15 protein-coding genes are annotated in these 18002 nt (G+C 36.2%); 5 read left to right on the top strand and 10 right to left on the bottom strand.

From position 1 onward, the window contains the following. The first annotated feature begins 58 nt into the window (after positions 1–58). Positions 59–4723 (top strand): fibronectin type III domain-containing protein, encoded by a 4665-nt coding sequence (locus tag LNP04_RS08570; protein WP_229986075.1) that lies wholly within the window; start codon positions 59–61, stop codon positions 4721–4723. 133 nt (positions 4724–4856) lie between these two features. On the opposite strand, the gene coaE is transcribed toward LNP04_RS08570, so the two are convergent. The 4 genes from coaE to ruvB all read right to left on the bottom strand — a co-directional run bounded on the left by coaE (position 4857) and on the right by ruvB (position 7814). Next, positions 4857–5486, bottom strand: coding sequence for a dephospho-CoA kinase (gene coaE, locus LNP04_RS08565; protein ID WP_229986074.1), 630 nt, complete (start codon positions 5484–5486; stop codon positions 4857–4859). A gap of 2 nt (positions 5487–5488) precedes the next feature. After that, on the bottom strand, positions 5489–6355 hold the full coding sequence (locus LNP04_RS08560; protein WP_229986073.1) for an MBL fold metallo-hydrolase: 867 nt from the start codon (positions 6353–6355) through the stop codon (positions 5489–5491). Positions 6356–6479: 124 nt separating this feature from the next. Beyond that, positions 6480–6782 (bottom strand): hypothetical protein, encoded by a 303-nt coding sequence (locus LNP04_RS08555; protein ID WP_229986072.1) that lies wholly within the window; start codon positions 6780–6782, stop codon positions 6480–6482. A 9-nt stretch (positions 6783–6791) separates the two neighbouring features. Further along, on the bottom strand, positions 6792–7814 hold the full coding sequence (ruvB, locus tag LNP04_RS08550; RefSeq protein WP_047444967.1) for a Holliday junction branch migration DNA helicase RuvB: 1023 nt from the start codon (positions 7812–7814) through the stop codon (positions 6792–6794). A 209-nt stretch (positions 7815–8023) separates the two neighbouring features. Between ruvB and hutI the strand changes: the two genes are divergently transcribed. From hutI to LNP04_RS08530, 4 genes are all read left to right on the top strand, one after another. Continuing rightward, a complete protein-coding gene (gene hutI, locus LNP04_RS08545) occupies positions 8024–9250 on the top strand; it encodes an imidazolonepropionase (protein ID WP_229986071.1) in 1227 nt (408 codons plus the stop codon). Between the two features lies 1 nt (position 9251). Further along, a complete protein-coding gene (locus tag LNP04_RS08540) occupies positions 9252–10352 on the top strand; it encodes a DUF695 domain-containing protein (RefSeq protein ID WP_229986070.1) in 1101 nt (366 codons plus the stop codon). 14 nt (positions 10353–10366) lie between these two features. Further along, positions 10367–11281 (top strand): formimidoylglutamase, encoded by a 915-nt coding sequence (gene hutG, locus LNP04_RS08535; RefSeq protein ID WP_229986069.1) that lies wholly within the window; start codon positions 10367–10369, stop codon positions 11279–11281. Between the two features lie 127 nt (positions 11282–11408). Further along, entirely contained in the window at positions 11409–12701 is a 1293-nt protein-coding gene (locus LNP04_RS08530) for an aldehyde dehydrogenase family protein (RefSeq protein ID WP_229986068.1), read from the top strand. A 54-nt stretch (positions 12702–12755) separates the two neighbouring features. On the opposite strand, the gene pyk is transcribed toward LNP04_RS08530, so the two are convergent. From pyk to LNP04_RS08500, 6 genes are all read right to left on the bottom strand, one after another. Next, complete coding sequence (gene pyk, locus LNP04_RS08525) at positions 12756–14201, bottom strand: pyruvate kinase (protein WP_129535957.1); 1446 nt, start codon at positions 14199–14201, stop codon at positions 12756–12758. Then, on the bottom strand, positions 14194–14667 hold the full coding sequence (locus tag LNP04_RS08520) for an IPExxxVDY family protein (RefSeq protein ID WP_229986067.1): 474 nt from the start codon (positions 14665–14667) through the stop codon (positions 14194–14196). Before LNP04_RS08520 ends, pyk begins: the two co-directional genes overlap by 8 nt. Beyond that, positions 14645–15409, bottom strand: a complete 765-nt coding sequence (gene rnc, locus LNP04_RS08515) for a ribonuclease III (RefSeq protein ID WP_129535959.1) — start codon at positions 15407–15409, stop codon at positions 14645–14647. Before rnc ends, LNP04_RS08520 begins: the two co-directional genes overlap by 23 nt. 10 nt (positions 15410–15419) lie before the next feature. Continuing rightward, the gene (gene fabF, locus LNP04_RS08510; protein WP_129535960.1) at positions 15420–16664 is read right to left on the bottom strand and encodes a beta-ketoacyl-ACP synthase II; all 1245 of its coding nucleotides are present in this window, start codon (positions 16662–16664) and stop codon (positions 15420–15422) included. Positions 16665–16695: 31 nt separating this feature from the next. Next, positions 16696–16935 (bottom strand): acyl carrier protein, encoded by a 240-nt coding sequence (locus LNP04_RS08505; RefSeq protein ID WP_002976354.1) that lies wholly within the window; start codon positions 16933–16935, stop codon positions 16696–16698. A gap of 632 nt (positions 16936–17567) precedes the next feature. Beyond that, the gene (locus tag LNP04_RS08500; RefSeq protein WP_050377453.1) at positions 17568–17738 is read right to left on the bottom strand and encodes a lmo0937 family membrane protein; all 171 of its coding nucleotides are present in this window, start codon (positions 17736–17738) and stop codon (positions 17568–17570) included. Positions 17739–18002: the final 264 nt, after the last annotated feature.

The following is an 18002-nucleotide window of genomic DNA, read 5'->3' as shown; positions in this document are numbered from 1 at the left end:
TAACTAATTTACTTATGTATAATTTTTTGTGTTCTAATCTATTTAAATTTTTAATAAGATGAAGAAAATTTCTATTTTTTTAGTACTTCTTCTTGGTTTGATGAGTTTAGGCTTTGTATCCAAAGCTTATGCTCAGGCAACGTTGCCTTATAACCAAGATTTTACTGCAGCAAATGACTTTACATTTGTTAACGGAACTCTGCCTAACAAATGGGTTTACGGAACTGCTGCAGGTAATACAGGAGGTTCAATTTATGTGTCCAATGATAATGGTGCGACTAATAATTATACGAACACTGTTACAAGTACTACTTTTGCTTACCGAGAATTTACTATTCCAGCGGGAACAACAATAGCTACTTTAGCTTTTGATTGGAGAGCCTACGGAAATGATTCTACGTGGGACAGAATGAGAGTATACCTAGCACCCTCTACATTTACACCAACTGCAGGTACAGAAATGGCACCTTCAGCTACAATTTTTCAGTTAGGAGCTGATTTTGAAATGCAAACTGCATGGCAAACTTACACTAATACCAATGTGAACCTTACTTCCTTTGCGGGTAGTACGGTGAAGTTAATTTTTCAATGGAAAAATGACGGTATAATTGGTACAAGTCCGGCAGCAGCTGTTGATAATATCAACTTCTTGATCCCAACATGTGTTGTGCCTTCAAACGTAGCTGTAAACGGTGTAGGACAGGATGGAGCTGTTTTAAGCTGGAATTCACCAACTCCAACTCCGGGGAATGGTTTTGCTTACTATTTAACAACAACCAATACACCTCCTAATGCTGGAACACCTCCTACTGCAACAACGACAGGAACATCAGTAAACTTAGCTACAACTTTGACGCCAAATACAACATATTATTGGTGGGTTAAATCAGTATGCTCACCCACTGATAGTAGTCTTTGGGTAGCGGGACCTACGTTTACGACAACTCAGATCCCGGCTATTTTACCATATACTCAACCATTTACTGGACCAAACGATTTTGGTTTTGTTAATGGTACTCAGAATAATAAGTGGCATTATGGTACTGCTGCCGGAAACCCAGCAAATGCTATTTACATTTCGAATGATAACGGGGTTTCAAATACTTACTCTACAAGTACTTCTACAACGAATGTTTCACATGCATATAGAGACTTCGCTATACCAGCAGGTACTCCTGCTACTTCGCCAGCTATTCTTTCATTTGATTGGAAAGCAGTTGGAGAAGGAACAACCACACAATGGGATTATTTTAGAGTATGGATAGTACCATCATCATTTACACCAACTGCGGGTACACAGATTACTGCTGGAGCTAATAGAGTTCAGCTTGGACAGTTTAATCAGCAAAGTACTTGGCAAAACTATCTTAATGCAGCTGTAAATTTAGCACCGTATGCCGGATCATCAATGCGTTTAGTGTTTGAATGGAGAAACGATACAGGTGGAGGAACACAGACTCCTGCTGCAATTGATAATATTAATCTTCAAATTCCTACTTGTAAAGTTCCTACAGCTTTAACTTTAACAAGTGTGGTTGCAAATGGGGCAACAATCAGCTGGACGGCTACAGTTCCTGCACCAGGGATAGGATATGCTTACTATGTAAGTACAACCAATACACCTCCGACTAATGCTACTGTACCTACGGGAACTACAACAGGAACCTCAGTTAACTTGGCGCCAACTTTGGTACCAAATACAACTTATTATTGGTGGGTTAAGTCCGTTTGTTCTGCAACAGATAGTAGTTTATGGATGACAGGTCCTACATTTACAACTACCCAAATACCAGGAACATTACCATACACTCAAAACTTTACAGGACCAAATGATTTTGGATTTGTAAACGGTAATCAGGAAAACAAATGGTATTATGGAGCCGCAGCGGGTAACCCTGCAAACGCTATTTATATTTCAAATGATAATGGTGTTACGAATATTTACTCAACAAGTACTACTACAACGAATGTATCACATGCATATAGAGATTTAGCTGTTCCGGCTGGAACTACTGCTGCTTCACCTGCCATTCTTACTTTCGATTGGAGAGCTTTTGGAGAAGGAACTACATGGGATTATTTAAGAGTTTGGCTAGTACCTGCATCTTTTCAACCAGTAGCAGGAACACAAATTACGGCTGGTACAGGAAGAGTACAGATTGGTCAGTTTAATCAGCAAGCTACATGGCAGAATTATATCAATACAAATGTAAACTTAACTGCTTACGCAGGAGCTACGATGCGTTTGGTATTTGAATGGAGAAATGACACAGGCGGAGGAACTCAACCTCCTGCTGCCGTTGATAATATTAATTTATTAATTCCGACATGTAAAGTACCTACAGCTTTAGCTGTGGCTGGAGTTGTATCCAACGGTGCAACAATCAGCTGGACGGGTACAACACCTGTGCCAGCGCAAGGTTATGCATATTACATAAGCACAACCAATACGCCACCTACCCAGGCAACTGCTCCTACTGGTACTACAACTGCTACAACTGTTAATTTAGCACCAACGTTGGTGCCAAATACAACTTATTATTGGTGGGTTAAAGCAAGATGTTCTGCTACAGATCATAGCCTTTGGATTCCAGGTCCATCATTCTCAACTACACAGATACCGGCTAATTTACCATATATTCAACCTTTTACAGGTCCTAATGATTTCGGTTTTATTAACGGAGCTCAGGTAAACAGATGGCATTATGGTTCAGCTACAGGTAATGCGGCTAACTCTATTTATATCTCTAATGATAATGGAGTAACGAATGCTTACAATACAAGTACGTCGGCTACTGTTGTTTCACATGCATACAGAGATATTGCTATTCCGGCAGGGACTACTATTGCATCATTCTCTTTTGATTGGAAAGCTCAAGGTGAAAGTTCATTTGATTATTTGAGAGTATGGTTAGTGCCATCAAGTTTAATGCCTGTGGCTGGAACTCAGATTACAGCTGGTACAAATAGAGTTCAAATTGGTCAGTACAATCAGCAAGGTACAACTTGGCAAACTTATTCAAATGCTAACTTAAACTTAGCAGCATATGCAGGTCAAGTGATGCGTTTGGTATTTGAGTGGAGAAATGATACTGGCGGAGGAACACAACCTCCTGCAGCTGTTGATAATATTAATATTAAAGTTTGTAGCAATGTTACACCTGTTGTTACGGTAACAGCAGCTTCAATTACTCATAATTCAGCTACAATTACTTGGCCGCAAGATACAGGTGGTGCAGACTATGTTATAAGATACAGACCAGTAGGAACTACACAATGGTTACCAACTGCAGGTCCTATAAACGTGCCGGCGATTCCGGGAGTTACACAATCTTATACTTTTGCTAGTACCTTATCTCCTGTAACTCTTTACGAAGTAGAAGTTGCAGCGGTTTGTAATGGTAATATAGGTTTGTATTCACATAATGAGTTTACAACTAAATGTGACCCTACACCTCCAAATGTAGTAATTTCTAACGTTACTGCTACATCAGCTTTAGTAACATGGAATCCGCTTGTTTTAGCAGCTTCTTATGAATTAAGATGGAGAGTTGTTGGTACTCCTGGTTGGTTCACTCCTACAGGGGGAACACCTCAACCACCATTAAATAGCTATACACTTCCAAATTTAACTTCATTCACAACTTATGAAGTACAAGTTAGAAGCAAATGTAATGCAGCAACTATTGAAAACCCATGGTCAAACCCTCAGGTATTTACTACGGTAAGAGTTTGCGAAATACCTCCTCCAGGATTGACAATTACTACATTAACACCAACAAGTGCTGAAGTAGTATGGGATGCCTTTACAGGTGCTGGAGCTACAGGAAGTTATATCTTAAAATACAGAAAAGTAGGAATTCCAAGTTGGACGACTATTAATGTTAATACAAATACTTACACATTAACTGGATTATTAGAATTAACTAAATATGAAATGCAGGTAGCAAATGTTTGTAGTGGAACGCCGGGTAACTTTACTCCGCCTTACTACTTTACAACACCGACTGTAGTGTATTGTCAGATGACTGCTACTACACCATCAGAATACTTTATTAATAAAGTTACTGTTAAGCCGACAGGTAAACCAGAAATGGTTAATGAAGATCTTACTGGAGGTACTTATTCTGACTTTACTGCAATTCCTGCGAAGTATATTGAATTAATTCAAGGATCAACAGGTAATCAGATTACAGTTGACAAAACTGTAGGTACTTCTCCAACAGGTGTAGCAGTTTGGATTGACTTCAACAGAAACGGATCTTTCGATTTAAATGAAAGAATCATGGCTGATGGACCAAACATTAACCCTTCAGTATCTGCAACATTCAGTGTACCAGCTGATGCATTTGTAAGTATGACAGATTACAAATATGTAAGAATGAGAGTAGCAATGTCGAAAGATGGAATTCCGGTAAACTGCTTGAACTTCCAAAATGGTGAAGTTGAAGATTATACGGTAAGAATCTCTAAACCAGGCGTTGCAAATGCTCTTAACCAAACGGATATTTTAATTTATCCGAATCCGGTAAGCACAGTTTTAAATGTGAAAAATATCAGCAAAAAAGCGAATTATAAAATTTACAGTGCTGCAGGACAAGTAGTATCAAGCGGATTAATCTTAAACAATAAGATTGATGTAAGCAAATTGATCAACGGAGTTTATGTTATCGACATAGAAGACGCTCAAGGTACTGCTCAGAAGAAATTTATTAAAGAATAATTAAATAATAATTTCTAAATACAGAATAAGCTCTCAGCAATGAGAGCTTATTTTTTTTGATAAACTATAGATAATAGGCATAAAAAAACCGCTGATAATTCAACGGTTTTTATTCTTAATGCGTTACTTCTAATTATTCAATTTCAAAAATAATTCTTTCAGTCTGCTCCTTTAGATCATCCAAATTAGTGTTGTTGTAAATAACGTAATCAGCTAATTTTATCTTGTCCTTTTCAGGCATTTGATTATTCATTACGGTTTCCACTTCACGGTAAGTTTTGGAGTCTCTATCCATCACTCTTTTAAGTCTGATATTGTCTTCTGCGGTTACCAATAGTGATTTATAACATTGAAGATTAAGCTTTAATTCAAACAACAATGCGGTTTCTTTAAAAACCAGATATTTGGTCTGTTTGCGTACCCATTCTTCAAAATCTAAACGTACTGCGGGATGAATAATTCCATTCAACTGAAGTAACAACTCTTCATCATTAAAAACTTTACCGGCTACGTATTTCCTATTGTAAATGCCATTTTCATCATAAGAATCTGTGCCTAGAAGTTCTTTGATTTTATTCTTTACACCTTCATTGTCATTTACAATGGTCTTAGCTCTGTCATCAGAATAATAAACCGGAAAACCACAGTCTTCGATGTACTGAGCAACCGTTGTTTTACCGGAGCCGATTCCACCAGTAAGACCTATTATTTTCGAGGCAGAATCAGGCTCTGCTTTTTGAGTTTCTGCAAGTAATTCTTCCATAGTTAATAACCAAAAACTTCATTAAAACTAAAGGTCTCATCTAAACGCACTCCTTTTTCAGTCATTTTAAGGCTGGCCAATTCGTTATGAGCATCATGCTCGAAGAAAAGTAAATAATCATTATCTACACATTGCTTCAAAAATTTGGCTTTTTCTTCAATGGTCAATAATGGTCTTGTATCATAACCCATCACATAAACTTGCGGAATATGTCCTGCGGTAGGAATTAAATCGGCTGCAAAAACAATTGTTTTTTCCTGGTATTGAATCACTGGGAGCATTTGTTTTTCGGTATGACCATCCACAAAAATAACATCCATTTTAAGGTCAGGTGAGAAGCCGTAGTTTCCATTAACTGGAAGTGGTAAAAATCCCAGCTGCCCGCTTTCCTGAATCGGCAAAATGTTCTCCTTTAAAAAGCTTGCCTTTTCTCTTGCGTTTGGCTCCGTTGCCCATTGCCAATGATTTTCATTCGTCCAGAACTGAGCATTTTTAAATGCGGGTCTGTAGCCGGTTTTATCATCATTCCATTCGATGGCACCACCGCAATGGTCGAAATGAAGGTGTGTTAAAAAAACATCAGTGATGTCTTCTTTTACAAAACCGTATTTCTTTAAATTTTTATCTAAACTATCGTCACCCCAAAGAGAATAATGGCCGAAGAATTTGTCATCTTGCTTGTTTCCGAGACCGCAGTCTATCAGAATCAGTTTTTTGCCGTCTTCAATGAGTAAAGAACGAGTCCCCAATTCAATTAAATTTCTTTCGTCTGCCGGATTGGTTTTTTCCCACAGACTTTTCGGGACGACTCCAAACATGGCTCCGCCGTCGAGCTTAAATTTTCCGCATTGGATAGGATATAGTTTCATATTGTTTTGTTATTTAATTTATTTTGATTTTATTCTTTGATGAAATAATTAAAGCGAAATATTTATCTGCGATGATTTATTTTATCAAATGAATTTTCACTTATTAATACTTTTGGAGTAAACACTAAATCGTAAGTTTATATGTATTTATGAATTCAATTGCTTCCCTCATGTTTTCAGGGATTTTCGCATAATTTTTAGTATCATCATCATATATGTGTTCATACCTAAATCCATTTTCAAATAAGAAAAATACAGTTTCCCATTTTTTAACATCATCTTTTTTTGGAGGTCTGAAACGATGTGGGAGTATTCTAATTTCCGATTGACATTTAACACAAAATTTATTCTTAGATTCCCAAGAGGAAATATCTAAACTTAAATTTCTAGCAACTCTACAATTAAAACAAACGAGTTTATGTCCCATTATTTGTAATTAAAATAATTCTCCCGGATTTCTCGGTATCGCAATATTCAAATGTCGATATGCTTTTTCCGTCACTTCACGTCCTCTTGGTGTTCTGATGATAAATCCTTCCTGAATCAAAAATGGTTCATAAACTTCCTCTAAAGTTTCAGGGTTTTCAGCGATAGACGTTGCTAAAGCAGAAATTCCCACAGGTTTCCCTTTGAAATTTTCAATCATCACGCGCATGATTTTATTATCCATTTCATCTAAACCAAACTCGTCTACATTCAAAGAATTCAAAGCGTAAGTCGTAATATTGATTTCAATTTCGCCGTTTCCTTTTATTTCTGCAAAATCACGAACTCTTCTTAACAACGCATTGGCAATTCTTGGTGTACCACGACTTCTTCTTGCAATTTCAATCGCCGCATCTTCATAAATGGTGACACCCAACACACGGGCACTTCTGATAATAATAGTTGAAAGCAATTCAATTGAATAATATTCTAATCTGCTCTGAATCCCGAATCTCGCCAACATCGGTTTTGTCAACATTCCGCTTCTGGTCGTTGCACCAACTAATGTGAAAGGATTTAAGCTAATCTGAACACTTCTTGCATTCGGACCGGTCTCCAGCATGATGTCTATCTTGTAATCTTCCATGGCAGAATAAAGGTATTCTTCTACAATCGGTGAGAGTCTGTGAATTTCATCAATAAAAAGGACATCATTTTCCTCTAAATTGGTTAGTAATCCAGCTAAACTTCCAGGTTTATCCAATACAGGACCCGAAGTAATTTTACAGTTTACTCCCAATTCATTGGCGATAATATTGGATAAAGTTGTTTTTCCTAAACCTGGCGGACCGTGCAGAAGTACGTGATCGAGTGCACCGCCACGATTCTTCGCGGCAGCCACAAAAACTTCAAGATTTTCTAGAGTTTTTCTTTGCCCGGCAAAATCTTTAAAACTCTGCGGACGAATTTTTTCTTCCTGTACGAGTTCGTCATCGGAATAATTTTCCTTATCAGGATGTAAAAAATCTGGCATTAATTCATTTCATTTACCTCAAAGATAACAAATTTAGGTTTAGGCTGAGACTGAGATTAAGGAAAATTTCATGTTGAGTTTAAGGTTTAGTATGAGGTTATAAGTCTGAAGACACGTGATTTAGCAAATTGATATATTTTAAGTAATTTTGAGAGAGAAAATTTAAGCGTTGCGGTTTTGGCCTCAACCTCAAACTTAACCTTAATTTAATGAAATTAATTGGACCTTTCAAGCAGGTGGTTACACTTGCAAATCTTCCTTTAAGAGGAAAACTTTCAGACGAGAAACTTGAAGTCATTGCTGATGGAGGAATTTTAGTTAACGATAACAAAATTCAAAAAGCAGGAAACTTTGAAAATTTAAAATCAGAAAATCAAAATATAGAAATTGAAGCAATTGAAGGTGAACAAATCGTTCTTCCGGCTTTTGTAGATTCTCACACCCATATTTGTTTCGGAGGAAATCGCGCCAATGATTTTGCGATGCGAAATGCAGGGAAAACCTATCTTGAAATTGCCGAAAGCGGCGGAGGAATCTGGAGTTCTGTGCAACATACAAGAAATGCTTCTGCAGAAGAATTATTAAAAACTTTATTAGAAAGAATTGATATTTTAATTTCATTAGGAATCACAACCATTGAAGTGAAAAGCGGATATGGTTTGGATGTAGAAAACGAATTAAAAATGCTTCGAATCATCAAAAAAGCACAAACTCAAACTAAGGCAACATTAGTTCCGACTTGTCTGTCTGCACACCTGAAGCCTAGAGATTTTGAGGGAGACAATAAAGCATATTTAGATTATATTTTAGCTGAAATTTTACCCAAAGTAAAAGAAGAAAACCTTGCTAAAAGAGTTGATATTTTCATTGAAAAATCTGCATTTCAACCTGAAGAAAGTAAAGAGTTTTTGCTTAAAACTAAAGACTTAGGTTTTGAGATTACGGTTCATGCAGACCAATTTACTCCAGGCAGCTCAAGAATTGCTGTCGAAGTTGGAGCTCAATCTGCAGATCATTTAGAGGCGACTATTGATGAAGATATTGACTTTTTAGCTCAATCAAATACTGTAGCAACCGCTTTGCCCGGCGCAAGTTTAGGTTTGGGAGAAAAGTTTACACCAGCAAGAAAATTATTGGATGCTGGCGCAATTTTGGCAATAGCTAGTGACTGGAATCCCGGTTCTGCACCGATGGGGAATTTAATTACTCAGGCATCAATTTTAGCAACGTATGAAAAGCTAACTACCGCTGAAGTTTTGGCGGGAATGACTTTCCGCTCAGCATTTGCGCTTGGTCTGGAAGACAGAGGAAGGTTGGAAAAAGATATGAAAGCAGATTTTATAACCTATAAAACAGATAATTTCCAGAATGTATTGTACAATCAGGGAAGTTTAAAAGCTGAAAGTGTTTTTATTGATGGCATAAAAGTAAAATAAGATGGGAATATTTGATAAAGTTTTCGGAAAGAAAGAAGAAAAGGACGATGCTGAAATTCAAACCTATCAGGATTTCTGGAATTGGTTTTTAACGAAAGAAAAAGAGTTTCATGCGATTGTGAAAAAGCGAACCCATATTGAAACTGATTTTTTTGATTTGATGTCATCTCAACTGCGCAAGATCAATGAAGGTTTTTACTTTCTTGCAGGGATGAGCGACGATGAAACGGTAGAATTGATCATCACTGCAGAAGGAGAAATTAAAAATATAGTTTTTGCAGAAGAAATCATTGCAGCCGCTCCGAAATTAAATCAATGGAAGTTTACGGCGCTAAAACCTGAGATGAATTTAGACAGTGGTATTCGTATGGAAGGTCATGAATTCAATACGGAAAACATTCACTTTTACGCAAATGAAATTGAAGGTTATCCTGACGAGATTGACGTCACTTTTGTGTACGATCATTTTACTGCTGAAAATAAAGATTCTGCCGTAACAGGGGTCTGCATCTTTTTGGATAATTTTTTAGGTGAATTAAATTTTGCAACGCAGATTGATACCTTTAACGTCATTGGAAAAGATGAAGTGAAAAATGAACTCATCCCCATTACGAAACTCAAAGATTATTTGCTGTGGAGAGAAAGAGAATTTACAGAAAAATATAAAAACGTAAAAGATTTTAGTGAAGAAGATGCTTACACAGTTCTCGAAGCATTTTTAAATAACGGATTGCCATTGATTGCCACAATTAATACAACTTCGTTAAAATATGATGCTAAAGCTTCTTATCCATGGATTTCTGTTTTAAAGATTCAGTATAATGGAGAAGAGAATAACGGTCTTCCTCAAAACGAAGATTATGAGAAATTGAATACTATTGAAGAAACTGCTTTTCAAAATTTGAAAAATGAGGAAGGTAATCTCTACATCGGAAGAGAAAGTGCAGATGGGGTGAGAGAAATTTATTTTGCAAGCAAAGACTTCAGGCCTGTATCTAAGATTCTTCAAAAAATAATCAAAGACAACCCTGAATATAAAATGTCACTCGAAATTTATAAAGACAAATACTGGCAAAGTTTCGAACGCTATAATATCAATTAAAATTAAATAAAATTATGATCTGGCAAGGAAGATTAGACGGAGAAGAACCATTGTTTCACAGACTTTTTCAGCGTGTGCAGGAAGCGGAAAATCATGATCTTATTATAACTAATGATTTCGTTTTACATGGTTTTGCGGTGGATGAAGGTGTTAAAAGAAACAAAGGCAGAGTAGGGGCGAAAGATGCACCAGATATTATCAGAAAAAACATGGCCAATTTCCCAGTGATTTTGCCGGATTTTTCGATGCTTGATTTTGGAAATATTACCTGTGAAAACGGAGATTTAGAAAAAGCTCAAAATGCTCTTGCAGAAAATGTTGCTCAGGTTTTGGCTAAAGGAGCGAAGTCTCTTGTATTAGGTGGCGGTCATGAAGTCACTTTTGCTCATTACTCAGGAATTAGAAATGCTTTTCCCGATAAAAAAATTGGAATCATCAATATCGATGCTCATTTTGATAACAGAAGGCCTGAAGAGGGTGTAGGAGCAAGTTCCGGAACTGGATTTTGGCAAATTGCACAGGAAGAAAACAATCACACATTGCATATTGGGATTCAGCGAAATTCAAATACATTAAAATTGTTTGATACCGCTCATCAGTTTGGGATGAAGTATATTTTGGCAGACGAATTGTTTTTTGAAAATCTTCCTTCGGTTTACGAGCGTATTACTGAGTTGATAGAGTCTGTGGATGTGGTTTATCTAACGATTTGCATGGATGTTTTCAATGCCTCGATCGCTCCCGGAGTTTCGGCCGCAGCTTATAACGGATTGTTTACGGATGCAGCATTTATGCATTTTTATAAGCATATTCTAAAGAGTGAAAAACTTATAGCATTAGATGTTGCTGAAGTTAATCCTCAATATGATATTCAGGAAAGAACATCGAGATTAGCAGCGAGTTTGGTGAATGAATGGCTGATGATCTAAATGACAAATTAAGTCAATAGAGATTATCATTTTTTTAATATAGCGAAGGAACATATTTTGTTGCCTTACTCATGCTTTATCCAAAAGCAGAAAATTCATTTTTGAATTTTTTAAATGAAATTACAACATGGAACAATCAATCGAAAGTAAACTCATAAAAGCAGACAAAGCTTTTATAGGGTGGAAGAAAGTATCTTTTGCAGACAGACAAAAACTTATTGCAAAAGCTGCAGAATTATTTAAAGCAAAGTCAGAAGAATTTGGCACCATCATTACCAAAGAAATGAATAAACCCATTTCGCAATCTATCTCAGAAGTAGAAAAATGTGCGTTGATGATGAATTATTATGCAGAAGCTGAAAACGTTTTACAAGCCGAAAAAATAGAATCTGAATATAAAATTTCTGAAATTCATTATGTTCCGAAAGGGGTAATCTTGGGAGTTATGCCGTGGAATTTTCCTTTCTGGCAGGTTTTAAGATTCGCAACACCTGCAATTTTAGCTGGAAATACTGTTGTTCTGAAACATGCTTCAATATGTTTCGGAAGTGGAAATGCGATTGAAAAAATATTTTTGGAAGCTGGTTTTCCGGAAGGTGTTTTTCAGAACTTAGAAGTGGGTCACAAAGAAGTAAAGGAAATTCTTGAACATCCGATAATTAAGGGTGTAAGTCTTACCGGAAGCGAAAAAGCGGGTGCTGAAGTAGCATCAATTGCCGGACAGAAAATCAAAAAATCTTTGCTTGAATTGGGCGGAAGCGATGCTTTCATCGTTTTAGATGATGCGGATTTAGATGAAGCCGCAAAAGTAGGTGCTCTGGCAAGACTTCAAAACTGTGGACAGACGTGTGTTGCAGCAAAAAGATTTATCATTCAAAAAGATATTGAATTTGATTTTTTACCTAAATTTATCGAAGAATATAAAAAATATGTTCCTGCCGATCCGATGAAGGAAGAAACCAAATTAGGCGGTATGGCAAGGCCGGATTTGGCAGACGATTTAGAAAAGCAATATCAAAAAGCTTTAGATAATGGGGCAGAAGCGCTTATTCCTTTAGAGAGAATTTCTGATATAGAATTTAATCCTGGATTAATCAGTGTGAAAGAAGGCAATCCTATTTTACAGGAAGAACTGTTCGGTCCTTTGGGAATGATCATGATTGCTCAGAACGATGATGAAGCTTTAGATATGGCTAACAATATTCCTTTCGGATTATCAAATTCAGTTTGGACACAAAATACAGACCGTCAGCAATTTTTCATCAATGAATTGGAATCAGGAACGGTGAATATCAATAGAATGACGAGTTCTGACCCACGTTTCCCGTTTGGAGGTACAAAGTCTTCAGGATACGGAACGGAGCTTTCTTTATTGGCTTTAAAAGAGTTTGTAACGGCAAAGACTATTTTAGGGAAATAATTGCATAAAAAAACTCTCGAGAAAATCGAGAGTTTTTTATTTATATCAAAAAGATTAAACTGTTGTTAGTCTCAAAGTATTCGTCTTTCCGCCTTCGTAAGATGGGGTAGCGTTGATGTTGATTACAAAATCTCCGGTCTCAATATAACCATGATTGTGTGTCAGCATATTTACCTGAATAATTGTTTCATCAGTAGATTTATGCATATCGTAATGATAAGCACGAACTCCCCAAAGTAAGTTCAGCATCGTGATTACACGCTTGTTGGCACTGTAAACAATGATGTGAGAATTGGGTCTGTGAGCAGAAATCTGGAAAGCAGTATATCCTGAATTGGTTAAAGTGACAATCGCAGAAACGTTGGTACTCTTTGCAATTCTTACTGCAGCAAGACAAACTCTGTTTGTGATAAATCTCTCATCAATACAGTTAAAGTCTTTTTCAATCGGCTCATTTTTATGTTGGTAAAAATTAGTCTGCTCAATATTCTGAACAATTTTCGCCATATTTTCAACAACCTGAATAGGGTATCTACCTACAGAAGTCTCCCCAGAAAGCATTACGGCATCAGCACCATCTAGTACAGAATTGGCAACGTCATTTACTTCCGCTCTTGTTGGTGTCAAACTGTTGATCATCGTTTCCATCATTTGGGTAGCGATAATTACCGGCTTAGAATAGAATCTTGCTTTCTCCACCAAAGTTTTCTGAATCGCAGGGACTTCTTCCATAGGAACTTCTACACCAAGATCTCCACGAGCAACCATTAATCCGTCGCATTCCAATAAGATTTGATCAATATTTTTTACACCTTCAGGCTTTTCAATCTTAGCGATGATTGGTGTTTTAAATTTACCGTTCGGGTGCTTAGACATCAATTCTTTCAAATCGATGATATCTTGTGCGTGACGCACAAAAGAAAGGGCAATCCAGTCAACTTCCATATCCAACATGAAATTGGCATCCAGGATATCCTTTTCAGTCAATGCAGGAAGCGAAACGTTCGTGTTAGGAAGGTTAACTCCTTTTTTAGAGCTCAACGGTCCACCTTGAATTGTTTTAGCTTTTACAGTATCAATTTTATTCGTTTCAAGAACTTCTAAAACCAATTTTCCATCGTCGATCAAGATTCTTTCTCCAACATTCACATCTTGAGGAAATTGCTGATACGTCATATATACTTTCGTAGAATCTCCTTCAATCTTTTCGTTGGTAAACGTCAAAACGTCACCTGGATTTAGGTATGAACCTTCTTTTACAACTCCAACCCTAAGTTTTGGTCCTTGTAAATCGGCTAAAATTCCTACAGAATATCCGTATTCCTTATTAAGCTCTCTGATGGTTTGAATATTAGAACGAACTAAATCGTAATCTGCGTGTGAAAAATTTATTCTAAATACGTCAACACCAGCTTTCATCAATCCTAACATTACTTCCTTTGATGAGGAAGCAGGCCCAAGCGTTGCAATAATTTTTGTCTTCTTTAAATACTTATTCATAATACTGTATTATTTGATAGAGTTCATCCTCAGAACTCAGATTGTAATCTTGAATTGGAAACACAAGATTTTCAGGCAGCAAAATTACGGAAAAATCAGTGAATTGTTCCGGACTATGCAGAATATATTCTACTTCTGTCTGATTATTTAATAAAAATTTAATGTTTTCTTCTTCTGAGAAGAGTTCAGTTTGTAACTTTTTTTGTTTACTGTCTGAAGATTTATTAGAAATAAAAGTGAAGCAAGTCTTTGTAAACTTGTGGTATGCTTCATATCTTGGAAAATAATAATCATAGTAAACGCCGTGAAAAACAAGATCTTTAATTCTTGAAAATTTCAGATCGTTCCCTTGATTTATTTTGAAAAAAAACTCGTGATCGGGTATATTTTTAGCTAATCTTACCAAACCAATGGTAATATCTTCAAATTCTATATCGTCAAGATCATACAGTTTTTGGATTTCCAAGTATATTTTCTTTTTTATTTAAAATATAAAATGCTCTCTGTGCCGATTTTTCTTCGGCTTTCTTTTTGGAAGTTTCGGTAGCGTTGGCGATTTTTTCATCACCTAACCACACGTGACAGCGGAAAACAATACTCTTGTTCACCTGAATTTCTTCACAGGTTTCGTACTTGATGTTGACCTTTTTCTTTTGACTCCATTCCAGCAGAAGACCTTTGTAGCTTACAATTTTGTTTTCAAGCTTATTGATTTCTGACGGCGTAAGAAGTCGCTCCAATACAATTCTTTTGCAGGTATCATATTGAAAATCAAGGTAAACAGCTCCTACTAAAGCTTCAAAGAGATTACCTGAAATATTCTCTCCTAAAGCAGCAGAATTGTTGTTTTTTTGTAAAAGATCGGTAAGTTTTAAATCTTCTCCTAATTTATTCAGATTCTTCCTATTTACAATTTTAGATTTCATCTGTGTCATATATCCTTCGTTACCTTTGGGGTAAGTGCTGAACAAATGACATGAAACAATTGTACCCAAAACAGAATCTCCCAAAAACTCAAGTCTTTCGTAGTTACTGTCTTGATTTTTAGAAGAACTTTTAATAGAAAAAGCTTCGCGGTAAAAGTTAATATTCTGAACGGGTGTGCCTAAAATTTTATTAAGCTCAATGCTCAGGAAATAATCTCTTTCCGTTAATACTTTTTTTCTTTGTTTGAGAAGGAATTTAGAAAAGTATTTCTGTAACTCCATTCAGTAATAATTAGATTTTCTTGAATAGAACGCAAGCGTTGTGCCCACCAAACCCGAAAGTGTTACTCATCGCTACTTTCACATCTTTCTTCACCGCTTTATTGAATGTGAAATCCAATCGGCTGTCGATCTTTTCATCATCTGTAAAGTGATTGATTGTAGGAGGAACAATACCATGAATAATAGCTCCCAAAGCAGCAATAGCTTCAATAACTCCGGCAGCACCCAGAAGGTGACCAGTCATTGATTTTGTAGAATTAATCTGAATGTTGTAGGCGTGCTCACCAAATAATTTAGAAATTGCGCTAGATTCTGCCTGATCTCCTAATGGAGTAGAGGTACCATGCATATTGATGTGGTCTACTTCATCAGCAGTTAATCCTGCATCTTCCAAACAATTTTTCATTACTAAATAAGCTCCCAAACCTTCAGGATGTGGTGCCGTCATGTGATGTGCATCTGCACTCATACCGCCACCTAATAATTCTGCATATATCGTTGCACCACGCTTTACAGCGTGTTCATATTCTTCAAGAATGATTGCTCCTGCACCTTCACCCAATACAAAACCATCTCTGTCTTTGTCAAAAGGTCTTGAAGCTGTTTTCGGATCGTCATTTCTTGTAGAAAGTGCCATCATCGCATTGAAACCACCAACGCCACTTGCTGTAACGGCAGCTTCTGAGCCTCCGCAAACAATAACGTCTGCCTTTCCTAATTGGATCAGCATTTTAGAATCAATCAATGCATTTGCAGATGAAGCACAAGCTGAAACAGTAGTATAATTGGGACCGTGGAAACCATATTCTATTGAAATATGTCCCGGTGTAATGTCCGCAATCATTTTAGGAATGAAAAATGGGTTGAATCTCGGAATATCCGTGTTTGCCCATCCTAAAACCTCAGTTTCAAAAGTTTCTAAACCACCAATTCCGGAACCCCAGATAACTCCGACTCTGTGTTTGTCTACATTGTCTTCCATAATCCTTGAATGAGCAACTGCCTCACGGGCAGCTACCATACCAAGTTGAGTGTTACGATCCATCTTTTTGGCGTCTTTCTTATCGAAATGATCCAGCGGATCGAAGTTTTTCACCTCGCAAGCAAACCTTGTTTTAAAGTTTGTGGCATCAAAAAGAGTCGTCGGAGCGGCTCCGCTCTCACCTTTTAACAGGCTTTCCCAGTATTCATTCGCATTATTACCGATGGGTGTTAAGGCGCCAAAACCGGTTACAACTACTCTTTTTAATTCCATAAACTTTGTAAATTTTCTTTGTTGAAGAATATTATTTATTTACTACTTCTTCAATGTAAGCAATAGCGTGCCCTACAGTAGTAATTTTTTCTGCTTGGTCATCAGGGATCTGAATGTTAAATTCTTTTTCAAATTCCATGATTAACTCAACGGTATCCAAAGAGTCAGCTCCTAAATCATTTGTGAAGCTAGCCTCTGGAGTTACCTCTGTTTCTTCAACGTCAAGCTTATCAGCGATGATAGCTTTTACTCTTGATGCAATGTCTGACATAGTAAATTATTTTTTTAATTGTTAGATTGTGCAAATATATAAAATTCTTTACGATAAAACATTTTTTTAGTCTTTTTTGTCGACCAATACCGCTTATTTTATTGTCTCAGACTTTAGTATTTTAGTTTTCAGGTGTTTATATTTTAAATTAAATCTGATTGTCGGTTTTGATGTTTTATTTTTTTAAATCTCAAAACTTTTTAGTTTAAATTTTTATTAAAATTGCATTGAAAGTGAATTTTTGAGGTCTTACCAATGCGCTGAAGCGACTAAAGTTTTTAAAAGAAATGCAAGGTGTATTACAATATGCTGATCTTGATTACAGGAATTGTATTTAAAAAAGATGCATTAAGTTAGAATTCTATTGTTTTTTAGAAGAGTAGAAGCTGTGAAAATTAATTTCTGGTTATTGTTGATCAGATAGATAATATGCAAAAGGTTTGGAATGAACTTCAGGCATTGGTAAACAAATTCTTGTTTCAACTTATAATCTATCATTAATATGGCATCATGTAACCTTTAAGAACAAAGGTGTTAAAAATGAATTTTAATTTTTCACTTTATAGTTTCAAAGAAAAACACCAACAAAATCTGTTGGTGTTTTTTTCTTTAAATAGTTCTAGTTTAGATTTTTAATCAAGCGGTTTTCTTCCACTAATAATATTGTAAAGTACTACAATAACTGCAATTACTAATAGTACATGAACTAAAGAACTGGTTCCGATTCCTGGTACTACATTCAACATACCTAAAAGCCAAACGATAATACAAATCACTGCGACTAACCATAATAAACTTCTCATAATAATAATTTTTTGGGTGTTATAACTTATGATTAGCATATACTGTGCCTTTTTGGTTGCGGTAGAGAAGTTGTGGTATGTATAAACAAAAAGAGAACTCAAATTATGAGTTCTTTTTTTATTAAGGTTGAGCTTAACAAAGGAATTTTTATAATTTCAATAGTTTAATAATCTTCAAAATTCTAATTCCCGCTTTTATCTTTACTATCATATTGATAGTAAGAGCTTAGGTTGAATATTAAATTCAAATCACCACCACATCAT

The sequence above is a fragment of the Chryseobacterium sp. C-71 genome, assembly GCF_020911865.1.
GTDB lineage: Bacteria > Bacteroidota > Bacteroidia > Flavobacteriales > Weeksellaceae > Chryseobacterium.
Note: the sequence above shows the minus strand (reverse complement) of the source record. Positions and strands in the feature narration are given on the sequence as shown.

What these genes read in the sequence shown, in the direction of transcription:
- LNP04_RS08570 (WP_229986075.1), top strand. Translation starts at nt 59, where the DNA reads ATGAAGAAAATTTCTATTTTTTTAGTACTTCTTCTTGGTTTGATGAGT.
- coaE (WP_229986074.1), bottom strand. Translation starts at nt 5,486, where the DNA reads ATGGAAGAATTACTTGCAGAAACTCAAAAAGCAGAGCCTGATTCTGCC.
- LNP04_RS08560 (WP_229986073.1), bottom strand. Translation starts at nt 6,355, where the DNA reads ATGAAACTATATCCTATCCAATGCGGAAAATTTAAGCTCGACGGCGGA.
- LNP04_RS08555 (WP_229986072.1), bottom strand. Translation starts at nt 6,782, where the DNA reads ATGGGACATAAACTCGTTTGTTTTAATTGTAGAGTTGCTAGAAATTTA.
- ruvB (WP_047444967.1), bottom strand. Translation starts at nt 7,814, where the DNA reads ATGCCAGATTTTTTACATCCTGATAAGGAAAATTATTCCGATGACGAA.
- hutI (WP_229986071.1), top strand. Translation starts at nt 8,024, where the DNA reads ATGAAATTAATTGGACCTTTCAAGCAGGTGGTTACACTTGCAAATCTT.
- LNP04_RS08540 (WP_229986070.1), top strand. Translation starts at nt 9,252, where the DNA reads ATGGGAATATTTGATAAAGTTTTCGGAAAGAAAGAAGAAAAGGACGAT.
- hutG (WP_229986069.1), top strand. Translation starts at nt 10,367, where the DNA reads ATGATCTGGCAAGGAAGATTAGACGGAGAAGAACCATTGTTTCACAGA.
- LNP04_RS08530 (WP_229986068.1), top strand. Translation starts at nt 11,409, where the DNA reads ATGGAACAATCAATCGAAAGTAAACTCATAAAAGCAGACAAAGCTTTT.
- pyk (WP_129535957.1), bottom strand. Translation starts at nt 14,201, where the DNA reads ATGAATAAGTATTTAAAGAAGACAAAAATTATTGCAACGCTTGGGCCT.
- rnc (WP_129535959.1), bottom strand. Translation starts at nt 15,409, where the DNA reads ATGGAGTTACAGAAATACTTTTCTAAATTCCTTCTCAAACAAAGAAAA.
- fabF (WP_129535960.1), bottom strand. Translation starts at nt 16,664, where the DNA reads ATGGAATTAAAAAGAGTAGTTGTAACCGGTTTTGGCGCCTTAACACCC.
- LNP04_RS08505 (WP_002976354.1), bottom strand. Translation starts at nt 16,935, where the DNA reads ATGTCAGACATTGCATCAAGAGTAAAAGCTATCATCGCTGATAAGCTT.
- LNP04_RS08500 (WP_050377453.1), bottom strand. Translation starts at nt 17,738, where the DNA reads ATGAGAAGTTTATTATGGTTAGTCGCAGTGATTTGTATTATCGTTTGG.